Here is a 23,839-nt window from a genome sequence, read left to right on the forward strand (position 1 = left end):
CGCGCTCGCCCGGCTCGGTGTCACCGCCGCGTCGGTCGGTGTCCACAGTGACATCGAGACGACGTTCGCCGCGGCCCCCGGCCATCCCGCCGACGGGCTGGTCCTGGTGGCCGGCACCGGCGCGGTCGCGGCCCGGGTCGCCGGACGGGTGCCGACCGCGACCTCGGGCGGCGACGGCTGGCTCCTCGGGGACGACGGCGGCGGCTTCTGGATCGGCCGCGCGGCCGTACGGGCGGCCCTGCGCGCGGCCGACGGCCGCGGCGAGCCCACCGCGCTCGTGCTCGCCGTCGGCCGGGACCTGGGCCTGCCGGAGGAGGTGCTCCCGCCGGAGGGCTACGGGGTGACCGGTGGCTACGGGGTGACCGGTGCCGCCGTGTGGAGTGCCGAGCGGCGTACCGCCTACCGGGCCGGGGTGCTGCCCGCCGTCATGGACCGGCCGCCCGTCCGTCTCGCCGATCACGCGCCTGTGGTGGTGCGGACCGCCGAGGAGAAGGACGCCGTGGCGGTGCGGATCCTCCAGGAGGCCGCGCGCCACCTGGCCGAGACCGTCGCCGCCCTGGCGCCCCGGCCCGGCGAACCCCTCGTCGCCACCGGCGGCCTGCTCGCCCCCGACGGCCCCCTGCTGTCCCCGCTGACCGAACGCCTCGCCCCCCTCGGACTCACCGTCACCCCGGTCGCGGACGGCTCCCCGGGCGCCGTCGCCCTGGCCCGCCTCGCGCACGGCACCGGCGCCTGACCGCCAGCGGTCAGCAGTCCACCACCTCCGACGCCTATCCCTCTCCGGCCGCTCGGTCCCCCCGGCCGCTCAGCACCCCCCACCGCTCAGCCCCCCGGCCGCTCGGCCTCCCCGGCCGCTCAGCTCCTCCCTCGCCGACAAGGACGACCCATGCCCCCTCAGGACCTGCCGGTCGCCCCGGCCACCGCCCCCGGGCAGCCGCCCTATCTCGACCCGGCCGCCCCCGTCGACACCAGGGTCGCCGACCTTCTCTCCCGGATGACCCGGCGGGAGAAGGTCGGGCAGCTCAACCAGCGGATGTACGGCTGGGACGCCTACCGCCGTACCCGGCGCGGGGACTTCGAACTCACCGAGGCCCTGTCCGCCGAGACCGAGCGCTTCGCGGGTCTCGGCGCCCTCTACGGTCTGATGCGGGCCGACGCCTGGTCCGGCGTCGACCACGGCGACGGGCCCGGCGCCGAGGACAGCGCCGACCTGGCCGACCTGGTCCAGCGCCACGTCCTGGAGCACAGCCGGCTCCGGATCCCCGCCCTCTTCGTCGAGGAGGTCCCGCACGGTCACATGGCCCTCGACGGCACGGTCCTGCCCGTCAACCTGGCCGTCGGCGCCACCTGGGACCCCGACCTCTACGAGCGGGCCGCCGCGCACGCCGCAGCCGAACTCCGCGCCCGTGGCGGCCACGTGGCCCTCGTCTCCGCACTCGACATGGCCCGGGACCCGCGCTGGGGCCGCACCGAGGAATGCTTCGCCGAGGACCCCTACCTCGCGGCCCGCCTGACGGAGGCGCTCGTCCGGGGCATGCAGGGCCCCGGAGACCACTTCGCCCCCGACCGCGCCCCCGTCGTCCTCAAGCACTTCGCCGGCCAGGGCGCCACCGTCGGAGGCCGGAACTCCGCCGAGTCCGAACTCGGCCCCCGCGAACTGCACGAGATCCACCTCCCGGCCGCCCGCGCCGGAGTCCGCGCGGGCGCCGCCGCCGTCATGGCCGCCTACAACGAGGTCGACGGCCTGCCCTGCTCCGGCAACCGCGACCTCCTCACCGGGCTGCTCCGCGAGGACTGGGGCTTCGACGGCCTGGTCATGGCCGACGGACTCGCCGTCGACCGCCTGGCCCGCATCACCGGCGACAAGGTCTCCGCCGGCGCCCTCGCCCTGGACGCGGGCGTCGACCTCAGCCTCTGGGACGAGGGCTTCACGCACCTGGAGGAGGCCGTCGAACGCGGCCTGGTGGACGAGGCCACACTCGACGCCGCCGTCGCCCGCGTCCTGCGCCTGAAGTTCCGTCTGGGCCTGTTCGAGAATCCCCGCACCCGCCGCGCGTCGCTCCCCGAGCACGCCGGACGCGCGCACAGCACCGACCTCGCCCGCGCCTGCGTCACCCTGCTGCGCAACCCGGCCGACACCCTGCCCATCGGCCCCTCGGTACGCCGTGTCGCCGTGCTCGGCCCGCACGCCGCCACCACCGGACACCACCTCGGCGACTACACCGCCCCGCAGCGCCCCGGCACCGGCACGAGCGTCCTCGACGCCCTGCGCCGCCTCGCCCCGCCCGGTACGGACGTCCGCCACGCCGAGGGCGCGGGCCTCACCGGCGCCGACCGCACCGGCGTCACGGCCGCGATCGCCGAGGCCGCCGCGGCCGACCTGGCCGTGCTCGTGCTGGGCGGCAGCAGCGCCCGCACCCCCGGCACGGAGTTCGACGCCAACGGCGCCGCGCAGACCGTGGTGTCGGAGATGACCTGCGGCGAGGGCGTGGACCTCGCGGGACTACGGCTCGGCACGGCGCAGGAGGCCCTGCTGGAGGCCGTCGTGGCGACGGGCACGCCCACCGCGGTCGTCCTGATGCAGGGCCGTCCGCACGTGCTGCCCGACACCCCGGCCGCGGCACTGCTCACCGCCTGGTATCCGGGCCCGTGGGGCGGCGAGGCCGTCGCCGAGGTGCTCCTCGGACTCGCCGAGCCCCTCGGCCGGCTCCCGGTCTCCGTCCCGCGCTCGGCCGCCCAGCTCCCCGTCCACTACAACCACAAGGACACCGAGTACGGCGGCTACGTCGACGAGAGCGCCGAGCCGGCGTACTCCTTCGGGCACGGGCTGTCGTACACGACCTTCGACCACGGCGCCCCCCGGGTGTCGGGGCGCACGGTCGAGGTGGACGTCACCAACACCGGGGAACGGTACGGGCGTTCGGTCGTGCAGGTGTACCTGCGCAGGCTGATCGCCCGCACCTGGCCGCGCACCCTCGAACTGTGCGCGTTCGAGGGTGTCGGCCTGGCGCCGGGCGAGCGCCGTACGGTCTCCCTGGCGTTCGACGTGCCCACCGGGACCGACGCCGTGGAGATCCGGGTCGCGCGGTCCGCGCGGGAGGCGCTGGACGCCGTACCCGTGGTGGTGGACCTCAGAGCTTGACGGCGCCGGAGGACACGCCCTTGTAGAACCACCGCTGGGTGATCACGAACAGCACCAGCACCGGGATCACGGAGATCACCGAGCCCGCCATCACCATCCGCTGGTCGTAGCCGAAGGACGAGGAGGTGAGGCGGGACAGGCCGAGCGTCAGGGTGAAGTGGTCCTCGGTGCGCAGCACGATCAGCGGCCACAGGAAGTCGTCCCAGGCGCTGATGAACGTGTTGATGGTGACGACCAGGATCGCGCCCCACGCGGACGGCAGATAGAGATACCGGAACCGCTTCCACTCGCCGGCCCCGTCCAGCATCGCCGCGTCCTCGACCTCGCGCGGCACGGCGAGGAACGCGGCGCGCATGATCAGGACGTTGATGGCGGCGACGAAGCCGGGCAGCCAGACCCCCACCAGGCTGTCGACCAGACCGAGGTCACGGACGCTCAGGAACAGCGACACCATGATCGACTCGAAGGGGAACATCATGGACGCCATCAGCAGCACCCAGACCAGCTTGCGTCCCTTCCAGCTCGGCTTGGAGAGCATGTAGCCGGCCAGCGTGGAGAAGACCAGCTGGCTGGTGACGGAGAGCGCCACGACCACCAGGCTGTTGCGGATGTACGTCCAGACCGGGACCTGCGCGAACACCTCGCGGTAGGCGCGCAGCGTCGGGTCGTGCGGGAAGAGGGAGGCGTTCTCGCCGAAGACGTCCTCGCCGACGCCCTTCAGCGACGACAGCAACTGCCACAGCAGCGGGCCGACGGTGATGCCGAGCACGAACAGCAACAGCAGGTAGCGGACGACGAGTTCGCGGGGGCGGCCGTAGTCCCGCCAGCGCGGCATCAGCCGCCGCCCGGCCGGGAGCGCGGCCGTGGCCGTCTCCTTCACGGCGGTGGTCACGACTCGTCCTCCTTCGTCAGTCGCTGTGCGAGCAGCGTGAGGCCCAGGGTGAGTACGAAGAGGGCGACGCTCACCGCCGAGCCGTAGCCGGCGTTCCCGGTGAGCGGGTCGAGGGCGACGTCCCGGATGTAGAAGGGGAGGGTGCGGTCGGCGCCGCCGGGGCCGCCGGTCGCGCCGCCGAGCATGTAGATCTCCGTGAACACGCGCAGCGAGCCGATGCCGGTGAGGGTGCCGACCAGCATCATCGAGGTGCGCACGCCCGGCACGGTGACGTGCCAGAAGCGGCGGACCGCGCCCGCGCCGTCCACGGCGGCGGCCTCGTGCAGTTCCCTGGGCACGTTCCCCAGCGCGGCCAGGTAGAAGATCATGTACCAGCCGAGGCCCTTCCACAGGGTGAGCCCCATCGCGCACAGCAGGATCAGCCAGGAGTCCGACAGGAACGGGATCGCCGACCGGATGATGTGGGCCTTCTGCAGCCAGGTGTTGACCAGGCCCTGATCGCTGAGCAGCCACTGCCAGCTGAGCCCCACGACCACGCTGGAGGCGAGGACCGGCGTGTAGAAGGCGGAGCGGAAGAAGCCGATGCCGGGCAGGTTCTTCTCCACCAGCACGGCCAGCATCAGCGGCAGCAGCACCATCAGCGGGACCACGATCAGCGCGTACAGCACGCTGTTGCGGGTGGCGAGCCAGAAGTCGGAGTCGCCCAGCATCCGGGTGTAGTTGTCCAGGCCCACGAACGAGGCGGCGCCGCCGAGCGGTTTGGCGTCGGTGAACGACAGCAGGAGCGTGTTCAGGAACGGGTACAGGCCGAAGACGGTGATGCCGATGATCGCCGGGGACATCCACAGCCACGGCAGCCACCAGCGGCGGTACAGCGCGGCGCCGCCCGCGTCGGCGCCGGGGCCCGGCTTGAGGGCCCGCAACAGGCGGCGCGGGCCGGTCGGTTCCCCGGGGCGGGGGTCGCGGGCGGAGACCGCGACCCCCGGTCCCTCGGTGGGGGGAGAGAGGGTGGTCATACTCAGCTGCCCTGCTCGATCAGCTCGTTGGCCTTCTTCTGGGCCTCGTCCAGGGCGTCCTGGGCGCTCTTCTTGCCCTGCATGGCCAGCTGGATCTGGGCCGTGATGGCGTTCAGCTCACCGGGGGTCAGGGCGATCTCGTCGGCGGTGGAGGTCTTGCGGTCGCTCGCGACGATCTTGCGGGCCTCGGCGAACGGGTCGTCGCCCTCGACCGACTGGAAGAACGGGTCGTCCAGGGAGGCCGTGGTGGAGGGGAAGATCACCACGTTCGGGTCCTTCGCCCACTCCAACTGGTTCTTCGCGTTGGTCAGGAACTGTGCGAAGGACAGCGCGGTCACCGCGTTCTTGCTGGTGGACGCGACACCGATGTACTGCGGGGCGCCGACCGTGTGGCCGAGGTCGTCCAGCATGAAGCGGGCGACACCGGTCTTCTTGTAGACGCTCGGGTTGTTCTGCTGGATGAAGCGCAGGAAGTTGGGGTTCGTCGGGCCGTAGACCAGCTTGCCCTGGCCGTAGACGTTGGCCGGGTCCTGGGTGGAGGAGAGCGAGTCCCTGGGCATGCCGCCGGCCTTGTAGAGCTTCGTCATGGCGTCGACCCACTGCACGGTCTTCGGGTCGTCGGCGAAGGTGAACTTCTTGCCGTCGGAGGAGAGGATCTTGATGTCCATCTGCTGCCAGTCGGCCGGGATGCGCAGCTGCGGGTTGGCGAGGAACGCGTAGTACTTGCCGTCCGAGGCCTCCGCCACCTTCTGGGCGTCCTCGAACAGACCGAGCACGGTCGTCGGAGGTTTGGCCGGATCGAGGCCGGCCTTCTTCATCAGATCGGTGTTGAAGGTCTGCACGATGCCGCCGGAGTACCAGGGGAGCACGCTGTGCACCTTCTTGCCGGCGGAGTCGGCGTACATGCTCGACTTCCACAGGTTGGGCACGAACGGCTCGCCCGCGTCGGGGGCCTTCTTGTCCAGGTCGAGCAGATAGCCGTTCTTGGTGAGCGCGATCGCCGTGTTGACGTTGATGTTCACGACGTCCGGCAGTGTGCAGCCCTGCGCGTCCGCGACCAGGCGCTGGGTGAAGGTGGCGTCGCCCGGGTCGTCCACCCACTTCACGGTGGTGTCCGGATGGGCCTGCTCGAAGGCCTTGATGACGCCGTTGAAGTAGCCGCCGAAGTCTTTCTTCAGGTTGGTCGTCTGGAAGGTGATCGTGCCCTTGACGTCTCCGGTGAGCTTCCCGGAGCCGACGTTGCCCTGGTCGACCTCGCAGCCGCCGGCCGTGGCGTCCCCGCTGTCGGATCCGCCGCCCGACAGGCCGCAGCCGGCGGCGGTCAGGGTGAGGGCGATGACGCCCGCCACACATCCGGTCAGTCTTCTCGCGCGCATGGTGCCTCCTGCGATCAGTCAGCTGCTGGATCGAGTTGCTGGTTCAAATCACCAACTTGGACTTCGATTGATGAAAAGGTGGACCAGAATTCATCGGAGGTCAATGCCTGGCCGTGTTGCTTTTCGGTTCCGAGTCGCGCACCGGGTGTCCGGTGCCGGTCCCGCGCCCGAGCGCGGGCCGCGCGTCAGTGCCGGTGCTCGTGGTCGGGGTGCGAGGGATCACCGGGGTGCTCGTGCCCCGGCGTGTACTCCACTTCGGCCCGCGCCCGGTCCAGCCAGTCGAAGAAGGCCTGTCGGCCCATGGCCCGCCGCAACTCCCGTACGACGTCCTCGTGGACCTCGTCGTACGGCAGGAAGTCGCCCGGCACCGCCCCGTCGTACGGGTCCACACCGCGGCGCAGCGCCTCCGAGGTGAGGAAGCGGTCCGGATTGCGGTCGTAGTAGCCCCGTACGGCCTTCTCCGGCACCTTCTGCTCGGCCTCCAGCGCCGCCAGCAGGGTGCGCGCGGCGGGGGAGCGGGCGAGCGTCACCGCGATGATGCTGCCCAGGTCGGCGACCTCGGTCCCGGACACCGCGAGCGGGCGGGCCAGGGACTCGTCGGGCGGCGGGGCGAGCCCGCGCGCGGCGCACGCCCGCCGGGCCAGCTCGTCGGCGACGGCCACCTGCGTGGCCCACCGTCTGCGCTGCCGCTCCGCCCGCGCCCGCCCCTCCGGCCGGACCTCCCGGTCCCGCGCGGGCACGATCGCCAGCACGGCGTCCACGCGATCCCTGGCGACCGGCTCACCGCCGAGGAGCGCGGCGGGCGCGCCGTCCGTCTCGTGGCCGTGCGCCGCCGAGTGGGCGTCGTGCGGCGCGGGTCCGACCGACGTCGCCGGACCCTGGTGCGGCCCGTGCCCGTCCGCGGCCGGGGCCGGGGCCGGGCGCCCGCGAGGCGAGGCGGGGCGATCCAGTCCCGTGCCGCCGCCGTGTGCCGTCCGTCCGTTCACGGCCCCACCTCCAGGACGACCGCCTCCGTGTAGGCCACGCGGCCGTGCCACCCGGCCTTCGCCATCAGCCAGTACGAACCCGGGGACACCGCCGAGCCGTCGATCTCGATCAGGCACTCGGCGCTCTCCCCGGCGGCCAGGGCGAAGCCCTGGAGGCCCGGTGCGACGCCCGCCCAGGTCCCCCACGACGACAGGGCCCAGAGGGTTCCGCCGACCGGCCCCCGGGTGGTGTTCCGCAGCCGCACCGGGACCCGCACCCGTGCGCCCCGGCGCACCTCGACCCGGTCGACGCCCAACTCCATCACCAGACTCGGCCCGGTCCGCCCGTCCGGCTCGCCCCCCACCGCCGCGCCGGGCACGTCCAGGGCGACCACGTCCTCGAACGTCTGCCCGCCGTGGGCCAGCCGCGCGGCCAGCGCGTAGCGGCCGGGCACCGGGTCCCGCGGTGGCGTCACGGTGACCTCGGTGAGCGAGAAGCCGCCGGCGCCGAGCGCGTACGGCAGTTCGGCGGGCTCGGCGCTCCAGCCGGGCGGCACCTCCAGGACGACCGTGCCCGAGACCGGCGCGTCGGTCAGTTCGGAGGAGATCCGGACCGTCGCCGTGACCGGGCCGTCGGCGGTCAGCGCGGACGGTGAGAGATAGACGGCCACGGGCATGTTCCCGCGCGGCGCCGGACCGGAGTTGTGCAGCCAGTAACGGGTGTGCACGGGCTGGGCGGGTTCGTGCGCGGCGACACCGGCGCCCGCGGCCGGGAGTCCGCACGACGGCGAGGGCCGCGCGGTGGGGCCGCCGTCGTGCGTGGCGTCGTCGGTGGGCCCGCAGGACCGTACGGGCGGAGCGGCGGCGACCGGCGAGGCCAGCACGGTGGCCACCTCGAACCCCGTGAGGTCCAGCTCCAACGCCCCGTCCGCACCGGGGGCCAGAGCCTCACCGGCCCGCTCCAGGACGTCCGCCCGGCGGCCCTCGGCCCATGCCGACGGCCCCGTCACCCGCGCCCGCACCGGCCGGCCGTCCACCTCGTGCGCCCGTACGACGACCTCGCGCGCCGGGTCCACGGGGTCCGAGCCGCCCCGGGCCAGCGGCGACCCGGCCGGCTTGAAGGCGTCCAGCACCACTCGTCCCTCGGGCTCCAGCGCCAGCAGCGTCGCGGTCCTCGGCAGACCCGCCGACGTCCCGGCGGGCTCCCGCAGCCGTGCCGTGAGCGGGTGCTCGGGCGTCCTCAACCGTCCCGTGAGCGGATGGTTGAAGGCGTGCCCCGCGCGCGGCCAGCCCAGCTCGCGCCAGTCGCCCTCGCCCGCGACGACCGCGTACTCGAAGGTGTGCGACCAGCGCTGGAGCTGGAAGCCGGAACCGTCGGGCGCGGTGCGGCGGGGCGGGTCGACCCAGACGCCGGAGGGCCAGCCGGTGCAGGAGCGCATCAGCGACATGCAGAGGTCGCCGCCGGAGGTGACGACACAGCCCGGGGTGCCCCGGTTCAGGATCGCGAAGCCCCGTCCGTCCCAGGCGTCGCCGGGCGGCAGCGCCTCGCCGCCCCCGGCCGCGATGGCCCGTACGGTCGCGTCGTCGAGGTCGGCGATCAGCGCGTCCACGGCCTTCGCGTCGTCCTCGGGGCGGGCGCCCGCCACCACGAGCAGCGGCAGCCGCTCCAGGTCGCGCAGGTCGGCGCCGGGCACCCACTCCTCGCGCAGGGAGGCGCGGGGCGCCACCCACACCGCCGCCAGACCGTCCTCGGCGAGTTGGCGGCGCAGTTCGCGGGCCGCCGCCGGGTCCCAGGCGAGGACCTCGGCGACCATGGCGTTGCGTTCCGGGCCGCCCACGGCGACACGGATGTCGGGCAGGTTGGAGTCGACCTCCAGATCGCCGTAGCGGGGGCCGCCCGCGATCGTCGAGGTGGCCGTGACGCCGGTGCGGACCAGGGCGGCGGCGAGTGGGGTGCCCAGTTCACCGGCGATGTCCCAGTCGCCGAAGACCAGTTCGGCGACGCCGATCGACCGGTGGCCGAGCAGGGCGCCGGTGTCGTCGTGGACCGCGACGCGGGCGGTGGAGCCCAGTCCGAACCAGGTGTTGGCCGGGTTGTCGAGCGTCCACGGGAACCGCTCGCTGTCCACGTCCACGAAGCCGAAGCCACGTCCGACGACCGCGTCCGCGACCTCGTGCACCGGCAACCCACCGCGTACGTCCGAGGGCCAGCGCACCCGGATCAGCCGGTCGGCGCCGTCGTAGCCGTCGACGGTCGTCGTCACGTCCAGCCGGTCCACCCCCGCCCAGAGGGTGAGCCGCTGGGTGTACCGGAAAAGGCCCAGGTCGGCGCGGACGGTGATGCGGGAGCCCGCCGGAGAGTGTGCGACATCGATGTCAGCCGTCACGTCCCGGCTGCGGGCGGCCGTGGTGCCGGTCGGGGTGAGATGCCAGGGGCCCTCGCCGAAGCGCGGGTGCCTCGGGTACTCCTCCTGCACCACCAGCTCGTTGCCGATGTCCCCGGACCGCAGCAGCTCCCGGCCGCCCCCGGCCCCGGTGAGCGCGCGCAGAGAGCTGACACCGCCGCCTCGGGCGGGGTCGACGGTCACCTCGTAGAACTCGTTGCGGATGGTCGTCCCCTCGCCGGCCGTCCAGCCGGGCACCGAACCGTCCGCCAGCGGGAGCGCCTTGAGGCCCATGCCGGGCACCTCCGGCACGACGACGCTCAGTTCGCCGTCCTCGGACACGGCGGGCAGCGGCAGTCCGGTGTGGTCGAGCGGGATCCGGCCGGGGTCGGCGACGGTCAGCACGTCCCCCCGCCGCCAGGTCGCGGAGTTGAAGACGACCAGGTCCGCTCCGTCGCCCGGCAGCGGCGCGACCCGGTCCGCGAGCGCCTGGGTGGCGTCGGCGTGCACCTCCCGCGCCAGGTCGTACAACTCCCGCCAGCCGGTGAGCAGATCGATGTAGACCTGGTCCGACTCGGAGCCGGTGATGGCGTCGTGGTGCGCGCCGTAGATCAGCTGCCGCCAGGCCTTGTCGAGGGCCGCGTCCGGATAGGTGTGCCCGGTGGTCAGGCAGGCGAGGGTCGCCCAGGCCTCGGCGTCGGCGAGCAGCGCCTCGCCGTACCGCTGGGCCTGCTTGGTGTCGATGTAGGAGACGTCCTTGCCGGTGTAGACCGGGTTCATGTCCCGGGTCTGCGGGGAGGCCGTGCGCCCCTCCCGCTCCAGCTCGGCGCGGACGGCGGCGAAGAAGTCCCGGGGGATGCCGCTGACGAAGCGGGGCCAGACGTACCGCTCGTTCCAGTCGCGGTGGATGCCCATCACCCAGCGGCACGGCGGCGCGTAGTCGCCGCCGACGGGCAGCAGGACGTTCCGGGTGAGTGCGACCTTCTTCAGCCCCCGGAAGAGCTTGAGCGCGGCCGCTTCCGCCTCGGGGAGCGTGGGCGCGTTGTCGATGGCCCAGCCGGCGCCGTAGTGGTTGACCATGTACGCGGTCAGCAGGCCGCGTCCGCTCGGAGCGATCCAGCTGAACTCCGCCGGGAACTGCATCCGTCGCGGATCGCGCGGCTCCTCACCGAACACCGACAGGGTCGGCCCCCACTGGTGGAAGGGACCGCGCGCCCACGAACTCGACGTGACCCCCGCGTCGGCCATCAGCCCCGGGAACTGCGGATCGTGCCCGAAGGCGTCCAGCTGCCAGGCGGTCTCCGGCGCGGCCCCCATGATCCCGCGCTGGAAGCCGTCGCCGTACAGCGCGTTGCGCACGGTCGCCTCGGCGCCGGTGAGGTTGGTGTTGGGCTCGTTGTAGGTGCCGCCCATGATCTCGACCCGGCCGGTGCGGATCAGCTGCCGCAGGAAGGCCCGCTCCTCCGGGAAGGCGTCCCAGTAGGGCTTGAGGTAGTCGACCTCGGCGAGCACGAAGGTGTACGCCGGATCGCGCCGGGCCAGGTCGCAGTGGGCGCGGACGAGACTCATGCCGGACTGGCCGCGCGAGTCGAAGGTCCGCGCGGGCAGGCCCGTGACGGCCGGGTCGTCGGCGACGTCCCAGGTCTCGGTGTAGGCGGCCTGGGTGTTCCACCAGACGGGGTCGTAGTGGAAGTGGCTGACCATGAACATGGTCCAGCCGGGCTCGGCGACCGTGAACCCGGCGGCCCGCCGGGCCACCAGCTCTCCGTCGGCGGCCGTGACGGTGATCTCCCGGTGGTCGCCGACGGCGAGACCCTCCGTGGTCACGGGTATCTCGGCGCGCGCGGTGCCGTCCTCGCCGACGGTGACGACGCTCTGCCCGACGGCGCGGACACCGGGGCCTTCCACGCTCAGCCGGACCGTCCGGCCCGCATCGTGCCCGACCTCCACGGCGACCACCTGGTGGGGCTGGTCCTCCGTCCCGACGAAGAGCTCGGTCGACTCGACAGAGATGACGCGCATGGGGCTCCTACGAGTGCTCGGGGGAGCCCCATCCTGGCAGCGAGGGGTGGTTCAATCAACCATGCATTGGAATATTGGTTGATTCATCCATGCAGAGTGCTCGCCGGTGACGGCCGCGCCGTGCCCCGGTCAGCGGCTGCGCCGGGACTTCACCGCGTGTGCCCCCGCGATGTGGTCGGTCAGCGCCAGGGAGGCGCTCGCCCGCTGGTAGGAGAGCTGGCCGACGCGGACGTAGAGGCAGTCGATGAGCATCAGCACGGAGTGGCGGGCGCCGATGCTGCCGGTGCGGAAGCTGGTCTCCGACGAGGAGGAGATCAGCCGGATGTCGGCGGCGCGGGCCAGCGGTGAGCGGGGGTCGGCGGTCAGGGCGATGGTGGTGGCACCGCGCTCCCTGGCCAGCTCGAACGGCTCGATCACCTCCCGGGTGGCGCCGGAGTGGGAGATGCCGATCGCCACGTCGGCCGGGGTGAGCAGGGCGGCCGAGGTGGTCGCCGCGTGCACCTCGGTCCAGCCGCGCACCGCGCAGCCGATGCGGAACAGCCGGGTCTCCGTCTCCTGGGCGACCGCGCCGCTGCCGCCGACGCCGTACACGTCCGTGCGTCGCGCGCGGGCCACGGCCTGCGCCGCTCGCTCCACGGAGTCCAGGTCGATCCGGTCGATGGTCTGCTGGATCGCCCGCAGATCGGCGGTGCCGACGACCTGGACGACCCGCTCCAGGCTGTCGTCGGGGGAGATGTCCGGCCCGATCTCGGCGCTGCCCCACTCGGAGGACTCGCCCCGGCCGCGCTCCTGGGCCAGCTCGATCAGCAGGTGCTGATAGGAGTCGAGGCCGATGGCCCGGCAGAAGCGGGTCACGGTGGCCTGGGAGGTGCCGGTGCGCCGGCCCAGCTCCGCGGCCGAGCAGTGGGTGACGGCGGCCGGATCCTCCAGGATCAGCTCGCCGACCTTCCGCAGGGAGCCGGCCAGCCGGGGCAACTCGGTGCGGATCAGGGTGGTGACATCGGTCGAGGGCATGCAGAGAAGGTACCAGCCACCCGTTGGCCCATCGGCTGAATACCAGGACCGGTCTTTGCGACCGCACCCGGGGGTGAACTGCGCCATTGCCCTTGATGCCGAGCCTGTGATTCAGTGATTCACTGATAGGTGTGAACGGGGTGGTTCAATCCACCAGTGGGGAGTCTCAGGTGTCCGTCGAGTCCGCCAACGAGTCCGTGACCGAGCCGGTGAGCGCCGACCGCTTCGCGCGCGAGGGCCTGGCCGTCCTGCACCGTCTCACCGAGTCCGCGCGCGCCGACGTGAGCGACGCCGCCACGCTGATCGCCGACTGCGTCCGCGCGGACGGCGTCGTCCAGGCCTTCGGCACCGGCCACTCCCAGGCCATGGTCCTCGAACTCGCCGGCCGCGCCGGCGGCTTCGTGCCCACCAACCGGATCCAGATGGCCGACCTCGTCCTCTTCGGCGGCGACCACCCCGGCGGCCTCGACGACCCGCTGCTCGAACGCGAGCCCGGCATAGCGGTCCGCCTCTACGAGCTGGCCGCCCCCCGCCCCCAGGACCTCTTCGTCGTCGTCTCCAACTCCGGCGTCAACAACGTCATCGTCGAGATGGCCCTGCACGCCAAGGAACGCGGCCACCGCCTGCTCGCGCTCACCTCCCTCGCCCACACCCACTCCGTCCCCGCCACCCACCCCAGCGGCAAGAAGCTCGCCGACCTCGCCGACGTCGTCCTCGACAACGCGGCCCCACGCGGCGACGCCCTGCTGGAACTGCCGGGCGGCGGAGCCGTCTGCGCCCTGTCCACCCTCACCGGCGTCATGCTCGTCCAGATGACCGTGGCCGAGGCCGCCGCCCAGCTCCTCGCCTCCGGCGACCGCCCCCCGGTCTACGTCTCGGCCAACGTGCCCGGCGGCTTCGAGGGCAATCTGGAACTGGAGAAGCGGTACGCCGGCCGCATCCGGCGTACCGCCAGTTGATCCCGGGCGGGCGCACCGACACGGGCCGCCCCGGATCCCAGGGTCTTTGCATGAATGTGGTCTGTCCGGGTTCGTCAGGTGAGTCCGAGGGCTGACAGGGGGTCGGTGGTCGTCCCGGGCGGTGTGGCGGAGGGCGGCGGCGATGTTGACCCGCAGCAGGCGTCGGGCACCACGCCTCGTCTCTCCCGGGGCTGGTGCGAGCTCGGTGAGGGGCGCGCCGTGCTGCTCGCCATGGTGGAGACGGTGTTCCAGCCAGCCTGTATCCCCGTGATCGGGGCGCCTTGGGGGACGGCACCCCGGCAAAGGCGAGGCCCTGGCCCGGAGGTGGCGCTCCCTCCGGGCCAGGGCCCCTGCCGGCGGCGGATCCGCCGGGTGCGCAGCCGGTTCAGGATGCTCGCTCGGGCTCCTTGTGCTGCACCTGCGGGGCCTTCTGGAGGCGTGTGCCTTCTACGTCGAGGTCGGGCAGGACGCGGTCGAGCCAGGCGGGGAGCCACCACGTGTGTCGTCCGGCGAGGGCGAGGACTGCCGGGACGAGGGTCAGGCGGACGGCGAAGGCGTCGATGGCGACGCCGACGGCGAGCGCGAAGGCGATGGGCTTGATCAGGGCGTCGTCGAGCGGGAAGAACCCGGCGAAGACGGTGAACATGATCAGGGCGGCGGCGGTGACGACCCGGACACTGTGCCGCGCGCCGTCGATCACCGACCCGCGGGCCACGCCGGTGTGCACCCACTCCTCCCGCATCCCGGAGACGAGGAACACCTCGTAGTCCATGGCGAGTCCGAAGAGCACGCCGATCAGGATGATCGGCAGGAAGCTGACGACGGGACCGGTGTGGGCGAGGCCGAGGGTGTCCGCCAGCCAGCCCCACTGGAACAGGGCGACGACCAGGCCGAGCGAGGCCGCCACCGACAGCAGGAATCCGACGGCGGCCTTGAGCGGGACGACCAGCGAGCGGAACACCACGGTCAGCAGGATCAGGCTCAGGCCGACGACGATCGCCATGAACGGCAGCAGGGAGTCGCTGAGGCGGGTGGAGACATCGATGTTGACGGCGGTGGTGCCGGTGACCGCGACCGTCGCTCCGGTTGTGTCGCGGATGTCCGGGGCGGCGGCACGGATGTCGCGGACGAGCCGGTCGGTGCGGGCGCTGTCGGGACCGGTCTCCGGGATGACCTGGATGACGGTCTGCGCGGCATCGCGTGTGGGCACGGGGGGCAGGACCGCCTTGACCCCCTTGAGGTCCCGCAGCTGCTGCGCGGCCTGGGCACCCGCGTGCGCCCCCGACCCCTTGTCGGTCTCGGTCAGCACCAGGAGTGGGCCGTTGAAGCCGGGGCCGAACTTGTCGTCGACCGTGTCGTACGCCTTGCGTTCGGTAGCGGTGACCGGGGCCGAGGCGTTGTCCGGCAGGGCAAGGCGCAGGTCCGCCACGGGGAGCGCCAGTGCGACGAGGATGCCGGCGACAGCCAGGACGGTGAGCAGGGGCTTGGCGACGACGGTCCTCACCCAGCGGGCGCCCAGGGTCGCCCGGCCGGCGGATCCGTCGGGATCGGTGGCCCGCCGGGCCTCCTTGCTGCCGGGCTTCGGGGTCAACCGGGTGCCCGCGAATCCGGCGAGGGCCGGGAGCAGGGTGATCGCGGCCAGGACCGCGACGAGGACGGCTCCGGCGGCACCGAGACCCATCACGGTCAGGAACGGGATGCCGATGACGCTGAGTGCGGCCAGGGCGATGATCACGGTGCTGCCGGCGAAGACGACCGCGCTGCCGGCCGTGCCGTTGGCAAGCGCGATGGACTCCTGCGGGTCGGTTCCACGGGCGAGCTGCTGGCGGTGCCGGGTCAGGATGAACAGGATGTAGTCGATGCCCACGGCCAGCCCCAGCATCAGCGCGAGCGTGACGGCGGTGGAGGAGATGCTGACCGCCGGAGTGAGGGCGAACAGCCCGGCGAGTCCCACGGCCACCCCGAGCAGGGCGGGCAGCAGCGACATGCCCGCGGCGAGCAGGGAGCCGAAGGTGACGACGAGGACGAGCACGGCGACGGCGACACCGATGATCTCGGACGGGCCTATGTGCACGCCGTTGCTGCCGTAGGCACTGCCGCCCACCGAGGTCCTGAGCCCGCTCTTCTCGGCCGCCTCGGCCGCCCGTTCGATCACGTCCAGGGACGAAGGGCGTACCTCGGCCCGCTGCACCGAGTACTGCACCTGCACGATCGCCGTGCTCCGGTCGGCGGAGACGGCCCCGGACAGGTCCGGGCCCATGACGGCCTTGACCTGGGGCGCCTTGGCGACCACCGCCTCGGTTCCGGCGATGGCCGCCTTGTACGGGGCCTCGGTGATGTGGTGGCCCTCGGGTGCGGTGAAGACGATCTGGGCGCCCGCTCCGGAGGCTTCGGGCAGCGTCCTGCCGAGCGTGTCCAGCGCGCGCTGCGACTCGGTGCCCGGCACGGTGAAGCGGTCGTCGAGCTTGCCGCCGAAGACGCCGGCGCACGTGATGAGCGCGGCCAGGACCACGAGCCAGATGCCGAGCATCAGCTTGCGATGGCGGTAGGCACTGCGGCCCAGCCGATGGAGCAGGACTGCCATGGCGAACTCCCAAGGTCGGTAAGGGATTTCCCGGACGTCTCGTCGCGGACGCGGGACGAACGGCACAACGGGTCGGCCCGCGCCGTCGAGCGGCCACGGGCATGAGGCATGCCGGTGCCGTGGGCGGCATCCGAGCTGCTTGAGCACCGACTTTATCAGTTGCTCAAGTCGTGCGATCAAATCACTCAACTTGAATACTCGACATTGTCAGTCGACCATGTCATCTGTATGGTGATGCCACCGGAGCACACCGCCCCCGGGAAGAGCCAGGTCATGGCCTGCGCCGCTCTCCCCGCCGAGCACGTCCGCAGCGCCGGGACCACCCCAGGACAAGGAGTGATCATGAGCAGCACGCAGAACAGGGACATCGCCACGGCGCACCACGCCCCCAGGGCGGACGTGGTGGTGATCGGTGCGGGGCTGGCCGGTCTGACCGCGGCACGGGAGCTCGTCGCGGCGGGCAAGTCCGTGGCCGTGCTGGAGGCCCGTGGCCGGGTCGGCGGCCGGCTGCTCAACCACGACCTCGGCGACGGTCAAGTGACCGAGATCGGCGGGCAGTTCGTGGGCCCCACCCAGGACCACATCCTGGCGCTGGCCAAGGAGGTCGGCGTGGCCACCTACCAGGCCGCCGTCCCCGGCGAGACCGTCTACGTGCGCGACGGCAAGGCCAAGCGGTTCACGGGGCACACCCCTCCGGACCTGTTCGCGCTGCCGGACATGGGGATCGCCCTGGCCCGCATCGGCCAGGCTGCGGCCACGGTGGACCCGGCCGCCCCCTGGAAGGCCCCGAACGCCCGTGAACTGGACGGCATGACCTACGAGACCTGGCTGCGCAAGGCCGAGATCACCGGCGACGCCGTCGACATGATCAACCTGTTCCTGAACTCCGCCTACGGCGGCGAGGCCCGCGACGCCTCCGCCCTGTTCAGCCTCTGGTACGTCTCGACGTTCGGCAACGAGGCCAACCCCGGCACCATGGAGCGCGGCACCGGCACCACCGGAGGCGCCCAGGACAGCCGCTTCGTCGGCGGCTCACAGCTCGTCGCCCAGCGCCTCGCCGAAGAACTCGACGGCCGCGTCCACCTGTCGGCGCCGGTGCGACGCGTCAGCCAGGACTCCACCGGTGTCACCGTGGTCTCCGACGCCGGTGACTGGCGGGCCGACCGAGTGATCGTCGCCGTACCGCCGCTGGTGGCCTCGCGGATCGTGTGGGACCCGCTGCTGCCGGCCCAGCAGGACCAGCTCTTCCAGCGGCTGCCGTTCGGCACCCTCATGAAGTGTGTAGCCGTCTACGACAAGCCGTTCTGGCGGGAGGACGGGCTCTCCGGCATGGGCCTGCTGCGCGGCGGCTCCCCCATCCGCGAGATGTTCGACAACACCCCGCCCGACGGCGGACCGGGCGTCCTGATGGGCTTCCTCGGCGGCAGGGAATGGCGCAAGTGGGCCCACCGCCCGGCCGCCGAGCGCCGAGGCGCCGTCCTGCGCTGCTTCGCCCAGGTTGTCGGGGACCGCGCCTTCGACACCGTCGACTACGTCGAGCAGGACTGGACCGCCGAGCAGTGGACCCAGGGCGGCCCCACCTCCGTCGCAGCCCCCGGCGTGCTCACCGACTTCGGCCAGTGGATGGGCCGCCCCCACGGCCGCGTGCACTGGGCGGGCGCCGAGTTCTCCCCCTACTGGAACGGCTACATGGACGGCGCGGTCCGCTCCGGCAAGCACACCGCCACCGAACTCCTCCACCAGAACTGAGCGCAAGAAGTACCGACAAGCAAGGGAACCCTGCCATGAACCGTTTCGTCGTCGCCGAGACCGCCGTCATCGACGCCCCCCTCGGGCGGGTCTGGGACGTCATCTCCCGCACCGACCGGTACGCCGAGTGGGTCGCCGGAGCCATCGAGGTCACCGATCACCACGGCGTCGCCACCGTCGGCAAGACCTACTCCGAGCGCAACCGCACCCTCGGCCCGCTCAAGACCGACTCGATCTGGACCGTCAGGGAGATCGAGCCCTTCAAGCGCCGCGTCGACACCGGCACCGGATTCGCCCCACTCCAGGACGTCACCAACATCTTCGAGTTCCGCCCGGTCCAGAGCGCCGACGGCCGGGAGGCGACGGAGATGCTCTACCAGGTCGAGTACACCATCGGCCTCGGCCCGCTGGGCCTGCTCCTCGACTCCATACAGCAGCCCGCGATGCGCGCCGGCATGCGCACCTCCATGGCCAACCTCAACACCCTGCTCCGTTCCGAGGCGTCGAGGACCGCTCTCTGACAGGCGGCGAACGCTCTGAGCCGGCGGCCGGTCCGCCCGGCCGGCCCGCCCGGCCGACCGGCCGCCGGCCCAGGAGCGGCCATCATCACGTACCGCTGATTTGTCGAGCGACCTGTTCGACAGACTGAGTCGGATAGGATCGCGTCATGGCTCATGTATCCGCGGCGGAGCGCCGCCCCCAACTGATCAAGGCGGCCATCGGCCTCATGGCCAGGGAGGGCGTCGCCGCCGGCAGCACCCGCGCCATCGCCGCCGAGCTCGGCGTGGCACAGGCGACCGTGCACTACACCTTCGGCACGAAGGAGGAGCTGTACCGGGCCGTCATGGAACAGCTCACCCGCGACCTCAGCGACCAGGTGACGCGGGCCGCGCCCACGGACGCGAGCTTCGAGGAAACCATCGTCACGCTCGCCGAAGCACTCTGGCGTACCGTGCTCGAACAGCCCGCCTCGCACCAACTGCTCACCGAGCTGAGCATGTTCGCCCTGCGTACGCCACACCTGAAGGAGGCTCTTCAGAGCCACTACAGCGAGGTCCTGGCGGTGACGACGAAGCTGGTCGAGCAGGCCGCCGAACGCACCGGTCACCGGCTCGGCCAGCCCGCTGAGACGATCGCGAGGTTCTTCCTGGCCGGCTTCGACGGACTGACGATGCAGCACCTCTCCCTGCCGGACGAGGAAGCCGAGCGCGTCTGCCTGCGGTCCTTGGTCTCGGCCGTCCTGGCCATGGCCTGAGGTCGCTCGGCGATCACGACGCCCCACCGCGGCCTCCGTCCCCAGCGGGGCGATCACGGCCGGCGCAGCGGCCGGCGTGGGGAGCCGCGGGTCGCCTGGATGGGCGGCCGGACGCAGGGAGCAGACCGCTTCAAGGTTTCGATCAACGTCCGATTCTCATGGCCGAGGCAGCCGCAGCAGTTCTGGCCCGTCCCAGTGAACAGGTGCTGGGTCTCCCCCTGCCCGTGGGAATCCGCCTCTGGGACGCCACGGCCGGTCCCGAGGAACGGGCCGGCCTTCGTCCTGCGCGCCCCTGACGCCCTGCGGCGTCTGTGGCCGGAGACCTCGAAGTGCCCCTCGCTCGTCTACTCCTGTGCCTACTGGCAGGGGGAGAAGTCCTCCGGCTCCGGCGGCACTCTGGAGCAGGCCCAGGAGGCCAAACTCGACCTGGTCTGCTGCAAGCGCGCCCTGCGCGAGGGGCAGCGGCTGCTGGACGTGGGCTGCGGCTGGGGCTTGCCGGCCATGCATGCGGCCGCACGCTACGGCGTACAGGTCGTAGGGGGCACCATCTCGGTCGAGCAGGCGGCATTCGCGCGCGAGCGTGTTGCCGCGGCGGGGCTTGAGCACCTGGTGGAGATCAGGGTGCAGGATGTGTACTTCCCGATTTCCGAGGCGATGCGGCTCTTCGCAGCCACCCAGAGCAAGAGGGACGTCGAAGGACAGTTGACGGCACTGTGGAACGCCTGGCTGTCACGCAGTACGACGCCATCGTTACCGATCTCAAGGGCTTCGACATGAGCTCCACGGAGATCTCGGCGGTGAAGAACGAGACCGGCGGCGTCCTCAGCGTCAACTACGCCGACACCCAGTGCACATCGACCTGACCCGGGCCAAGGCCGCAGGTGCGGACTTCTGCCAGATCTTCCGCGACTCCACCATCGTCGTCACCACGGGGGATTCCGCGGTGGCCGAGATGCTGACCGAGGCAAAGGATCTCGGGTACCTGAACCACCACGGTGCTCAGTCCGACGAGGTGGGGAGTTACTACGTTCTGCAGCACCACCCGTACTTCTTCATTGTCGAGAAGATCTGCACCCAAGATGAAGGAATCCAGTCCGAGGCAGCGCCAAGGCGTCGAACAGCGCGGAGTCGCGCAGCGCAACGTGCCGTTCGCCCGCCAGTTCATTGCCGAGATGGAGCGGTGCAATCTCATCTCGGCGCCTGACGGGCGACTCAATCGGCTGGTCCTGACGCCCGAGGGACGCAACGCCTTTGCCAGGTTCGTCGACCACAGCGAGGTCCCGGTGGAGATCGGGCGGTTCCTGCGGGAGAACCCCTGATCCGTCTCCGTCTATGGCACCGGCACGGGTGTCACCGCCGCCGCCAGCGGGTACGCCGCTGTCTTCAGCGCCGCACCGACCGTGCCGGTCGCCGTCGCGATCGGCACCAGTTCGCCGGCGTCGGCGGTCGTGACATACGCCGTGGACCCGTTCCAGTCCAAGGCGACGTCGAACGCGGACCTGCCGACGGTGATCTGCCTGCCGGGGGCACCCGCCACCGTGTCGATCGGCGTGACGTAGTCCCCGGTGCTGGGGCTCACCCACAGGGTCCGGCCGTCCGGTGACAGCGCGAGCCCGTACGCCTGACCCGAGACGAGCAGTGTCGGTTCGGTGTCGTTGGTCGCGGTGTCGATCGGAGTGACCGTCGACCCGCCGGAGTTGGAGACGTACACCGTCTTCCCGTCCGGCGCGGCGACGACGTTGAAGGGGCGAGGGCCGACAGGGATCGGGGCCCCGGCCTTCCGGGTACCCAGGTCGACCGGCGAGACGCTGTTGTCGTGGATGTTCGCCACGTACAGCGTCCGCCCGTCCGGGGTGATCGCCATGTTCTCCGGCCCCGACCCGACCGCGACGGTCGCGCCCGCCTCGAGCGTGCCCGTGTCCACCGGCTGCACCGTGCCGTCCGTGTAGTTGGCGACCCACAGCGTGCCGCCGTCCGGGGTGAGGGCGAGCCCGGCGGGAACACGGCCCACTCCCACGGTGGCGGTGACCTCGCCGCGCGCCACGTCGATGACGCTGACCGAGTTCGAGCCCTGGTTCGCGGCGTAGGCGGTCCGGCCGTCGGCGCTCACGACCACTTCACCGGGGTTGGCGCCCACGGCGATGTCCGTGCTCGTCCCGGACGACAGATCGATGGAACTGACCGACGCCCCGCTGAAGTTGGCCGTCAGAGCCCTCGACGACCCCTCCCCGTCGGTCACCTGGACCGGGATCGCCCGGTCCAGGACGCCCGAGCCGGACACCACGACGGAGTGGACTCCCTCGGTGACCCCGGTGAAGGTGACGTCGGCCGAGGCACTGCCCCCGGCTGTGACGGACACGGTTCCCTCGACGGGCGAGGCGGTCACCCCGTCCGGCACGTCGAGCTTCCAGGTGACCGTCCGCGCCTCCGCGGTGGAGGAGAACCGAAGAACCACCGCCTGGGAGGTTCCCGGCTCCAAGGAGAGCGAACCCGGGACGAAGGAGGCGTCGACGCCGGGGTCGGGCGCGTGCCGGAGCATCGCCTGGTACAGGAACTGGTCCATCACCCCCGGCGACACCTGCTGCGGTATCGCGTCCAGCGCCTTGCGCTCGCTCCGCAGCCGGTTCCAGTACGTCGACACCGCGTCGGCGTCGCCCCGCCTGCCGGCCAGCAGCAGGTCGACGGCGGTCAGCCCGGCGGTGCCGTAGGAGCCGAGCTTGTCCAGCCAGGGCGAAGTCTCCTTGAGGAACCCGGGGTTGGCGAGCCGCGCGCGCAACCGTGCGGGCGTGGCGGCCATGTCCGTGAAGTACGACCGCAGCGCGCCCGCCGCCCCGTCGAGGCCGCTGTCCTCCTCGTACGCCTCGTGGAAGGCGGCGAGGAGCTTGCTCAGCGTGGGAGCCTCGGTGGCGTCGAGCTGGGAGGAGTAGCTGTTCTCGGCGAAGATCCGCAGCCATGGGGCCGCGCCCGGCCCCGCCAGGTCCCGGACGGAGGCGAGGAAGGCGGCCCGGGGATCGTACGCGTCCGCGTTCCACAGGTAGGCCGCCGACGTGAACAGCGCGAGCCTGCTCGCCTCGGCCTGCACCATCGGGTTGGCGGTGACACCGACGGACTCCCGCGCCACACCGGCCTCCCGGCCCGTGTAGGGGCCGAGCAGGAGACGGCTGGTGACGTAGTCGTTGACCGGGTAGTTGTCCCAGACCAGGATCGGATGCCCGTAGACCTCACGGGCCTGCCGCAGCTGCGCGGCGGTGATCGTCGGCGCGATCACCCCGACACCGGTCCACTCCACGACCACGTCCGGGTCCAACCGCTCGCGCAGCGCCTTCTTGTACGGGGTGTCCGCGAGGTCCGAGTACTCGGTGGGGACCATCTCCAGCGGATCGAGCCCGGGGCGGCCGGCGGAGAACTCCTCCCACACCCGGTTCAGCAGATGCGCCTGAGCCGCGCCGGCGGCCCCGCCGCCGCTGCCGAAACGCTCCTCGTCCGCCGCGCAGTTCCACTTGGTGTAGCTGATGTCGTCCAGCGGGATCGCGAAGGACCGCACCCCGATGTCGTACAGCGAGGCGAACTTGCGGACCAGGGAGGTGATGTCACCGTCCGAGGAGTAGCAGACCGACAGTCCGGGCGAGAGGGCGTAGGTGAAGCGGACGTGGTTCGCGGTGGCCCGCTCGACGAGTGCGCGCAGCTGGGCGAGCCGGTCGGCCGGGTACTCGTCGCGCCACCGTTCCCGCAGGTACGGGTCGTCCTTGGGGGAGTACACGTACACGTTCTGCTTGGTGCGGCCGTAGAAGTCGAGTTGGCTCAGCCGTTCGGCGTGGGACCACGGGGTGCCGTAGAAACCCTCGATGACACCGCGCAGCGCGGCCGTGGGCCAGTCGCGGACGGTCACCTCGGGCAGGTGTCCGCCGGTGAGGAGCTGGCGCAGGGTCTGGGCGGCGTAGAACGTGCCGGTGGTGTCGGTGCCGGAGAGCGCCAGCAGGGTACGGCCGGAGCCGCGGCCGGAGGCCAGGACGTACCCCTCGGCGGGCAGTCCGGCCGGGGATCCGACGCCGAGCCGCCGCAACGCGCCCGCGGTCGCCGGGTTCTCGCCGGGACCGCCGACGTAGACGGTGAGTCCTGCGGGCGGCGGGCGCTTCCCGGCCGGCACGGTGACGATCCGGTCGGCCCCGGCGGCCCGCAACGCTGCCTCGACGACGCGGCGCGCGGAGGGGTCGGTGCCGGGCCCGACGACCTCCACCACCCGGTCGGGAACGGGGAACCGACGTCCGTCGCCCTCGATCTGGCGGGGTGTCGGCCAGACCTCGGGCACCGACGGGGTCTTGGGGGCGGACGGTGCGGCGGCGGCAGCCGACGGCAGCGAGGGGAGGCTCAGGCTCAGGGCCAGCAACAGCGCCCACGGGAGGCGCAGGGAGCGTGGGAGGAAAGAGGTGATTGAAGCCATCGAAAGAGGCTAGGGCTGCTGAATCAAGCATTCAATAGGG

15 protein-coding genes and 1 pseudogene are annotated in these 23,839 nt (G+C 72.1%); 8 read left to right on the forward strand and 8 right to left on the reverse strand.

Translation table 11 applies throughout. The features are described from left to right. Positions 1-106 precede the first annotated feature (106 nt). Together K1J60_RS46960 and K1J60_RS38635 are read left to right on the forward strand one after the other, a co-directional pair. Positions 107-736: a BadF/BadG/BcrA/BcrD ATPase family protein gene (locus tag K1J60_RS46960; RefSeq protein WP_317619738.1), complete on the forward strand. Its 630-nt coding sequence runs from the start codon at positions 107-109 to the stop codon at positions 734-736. Between the two features lie 150 nt (positions 737-886). Then, on the forward strand, positions 887-3,142 hold the full coding sequence (locus K1J60_RS38635; protein WP_220650269.1) for a glycoside hydrolase family 3 N-terminal domain-containing protein: 2,256 nt from the start codon (positions 887-889) through the stop codon (positions 3,140-3,142). On the opposite strand, the gene K1J60_RS38640 is transcribed toward K1J60_RS38635, so the two are convergent. The 6 genes from K1J60_RS38640 to K1J60_RS38665 form a co-directional block, all read right to left on the reverse strand. Next, positions 3,132-3,977, reverse strand: coding sequence for a carbohydrate ABC transporter permease (locus K1J60_RS38640; RefSeq protein WP_086796709.1), 846 nt, complete (start codon positions 3,975-3,977; stop codon positions 3,132-3,134). The genes K1J60_RS38635 and K1J60_RS38640 overlap by 11 nt on opposite strands. Before the next feature lie 53 nt (positions 3,978-4,030). Then, entirely contained in the window at positions 4,031-5,050 is a 1,020-nt protein-coding gene (locus K1J60_RS38645; RefSeq protein ID WP_220650270.1) for a carbohydrate ABC transporter permease, read from the reverse strand. A 2-nt stretch (positions 5,051-5,052) separates the two neighbouring features. Beyond that, positions 5,053-6,426, reverse strand: a complete 1,374-nt coding sequence (locus K1J60_RS38650) for an extracellular solute-binding protein (protein ID WP_220650271.1) — start codon at positions 6,424-6,426, stop codon at positions 5,053-5,055. Between the two features lie 185 nt (positions 6,427-6,611). Then, a complete protein-coding gene (locus K1J60_RS38655; protein WP_220651892.1) occupies positions 6,612-7,187 on the reverse strand; it encodes a peptidyl-prolyl cis-trans isomerase in 576 nt (191 codons plus the stop codon). Between the two features lie 221 nt (positions 7,188-7,408). Beyond that, the gene (locus K1J60_RS38660; protein ID WP_220650272.1) at positions 7,409-11,797 is read right to left on the reverse strand and encodes a glycoside hydrolase family 38 N-terminal domain-containing protein; all 4,389 of its coding nucleotides are present in this window, start codon (positions 11,795-11,797) and stop codon (positions 7,409-7,411) included. A 129-nt stretch (positions 11,798-11,926) separates the two neighbouring features. Further along, positions 11,927-12,811 carry a MurR/RpiR family transcriptional regulator gene (locus tag K1J60_RS38665; protein ID WP_220650273.1) on the reverse strand — a complete coding sequence of 295 codons (885 nt, stop codon included), beginning with the start codon at positions 12,809-12,811 and terminating at the stop codon, positions 11,927-11,929. A gap of 170 nt (positions 12,812-12,981) precedes the next feature. Between K1J60_RS38665 and K1J60_RS38670 the strand changes: the two genes are divergently transcribed. Then, positions 12,982-13,770: a sugar isomerase domain-containing protein gene (locus K1J60_RS38670; RefSeq protein WP_220650274.1), complete on the forward strand. Its 789-nt coding sequence runs from the start codon at positions 12,982-12,984 to the stop codon at positions 13,768-13,770. Positions 13,771-14,155: 385 nt separating this feature from the next. On the opposite strand, the gene K1J60_RS38675 is transcribed toward K1J60_RS38670, so the two are convergent. Beyond that, positions 14,156-16,354 carry an MMPL family transporter gene (locus tag K1J60_RS38675; protein WP_220650275.1) on the reverse strand — a complete coding sequence of 733 codons (2,199 nt, stop codon included), beginning with the start codon at positions 16,352-16,354 and terminating at the stop codon, positions 14,156-14,158. Between the two features lie 342 nt (positions 16,355-16,696). Between K1J60_RS38675 and K1J60_RS38680 the strand changes: the two genes are divergently transcribed. From K1J60_RS38680 to K1J60_RS38700, 5 genes and pseudogenes are all read left to right on the forward strand, one after another. After that, positions 16,697-18,103 (forward strand): flavin monoamine oxidase family protein, encoded by a 1,407-nt coding sequence (locus K1J60_RS38680; protein ID WP_220650276.1) that lies wholly within the window; start codon positions 16,697-16,699, stop codon positions 18,101-18,103. Positions 18,104-18,138: 35 nt separating this feature from the next. After that, positions 18,139-18,624 carry an SRPBCC family protein gene (locus K1J60_RS38685; protein ID WP_220650277.1) on the forward strand — a complete coding sequence of 162 codons (486 nt, stop codon included), beginning with the start codon at positions 18,139-18,141 and terminating at the stop codon, positions 18,622-18,624. Positions 18,625-18,770: 146 nt separating this feature from the next. Further along, positions 18,771-19,358: a TetR/AcrR family transcriptional regulator gene (locus K1J60_RS38690; RefSeq protein WP_220650278.1), complete on the forward strand. Its 588-nt coding sequence runs from the start codon at positions 18,771-18,773 to the stop codon at positions 19,356-19,358. Between the two features lie 333 nt (positions 19,359-19,691). Then, positions 19,692-19,988 (forward strand): annotated as a pseudogene (locus K1J60_RS46355) (class I SAM-dependent methyltransferase); the annotation flags it as partial. Positions 19,989-20,205: 217 nt separating this feature from the next. Further along, a complete protein-coding gene (locus tag K1J60_RS38700; RefSeq protein ID WP_220650279.1) occupies positions 20,206-20,562 on the forward strand; it encodes a hypothetical protein in 357 nt (118 codons plus the stop codon). A 126-nt stretch (positions 20,563-20,688) separates the two neighbouring features. Here the strand turns inward: K1J60_RS38700 and K1J60_RS38705 are convergent, their stop codons facing one another. Next, the gene (locus K1J60_RS38705) at positions 20,689-23,799 is read right to left on the reverse strand and encodes a beta-N-acetylglucosaminidase domain-containing protein (RefSeq protein WP_220650280.1); all 3,111 of its coding nucleotides are present in this window, start codon (positions 23,797-23,799) and stop codon (positions 20,689-20,691) included. Positions 23,800-23,839 lie beyond the last annotated feature (40 nt).

Source organism: Streptomyces akebiae (assembly GCF_019599145.1).
Lineage (GTDB): Bacteria > Actinomycetota > Actinomycetes > Streptomycetales > Streptomycetaceae > Streptomyces > Streptomyces akebiae.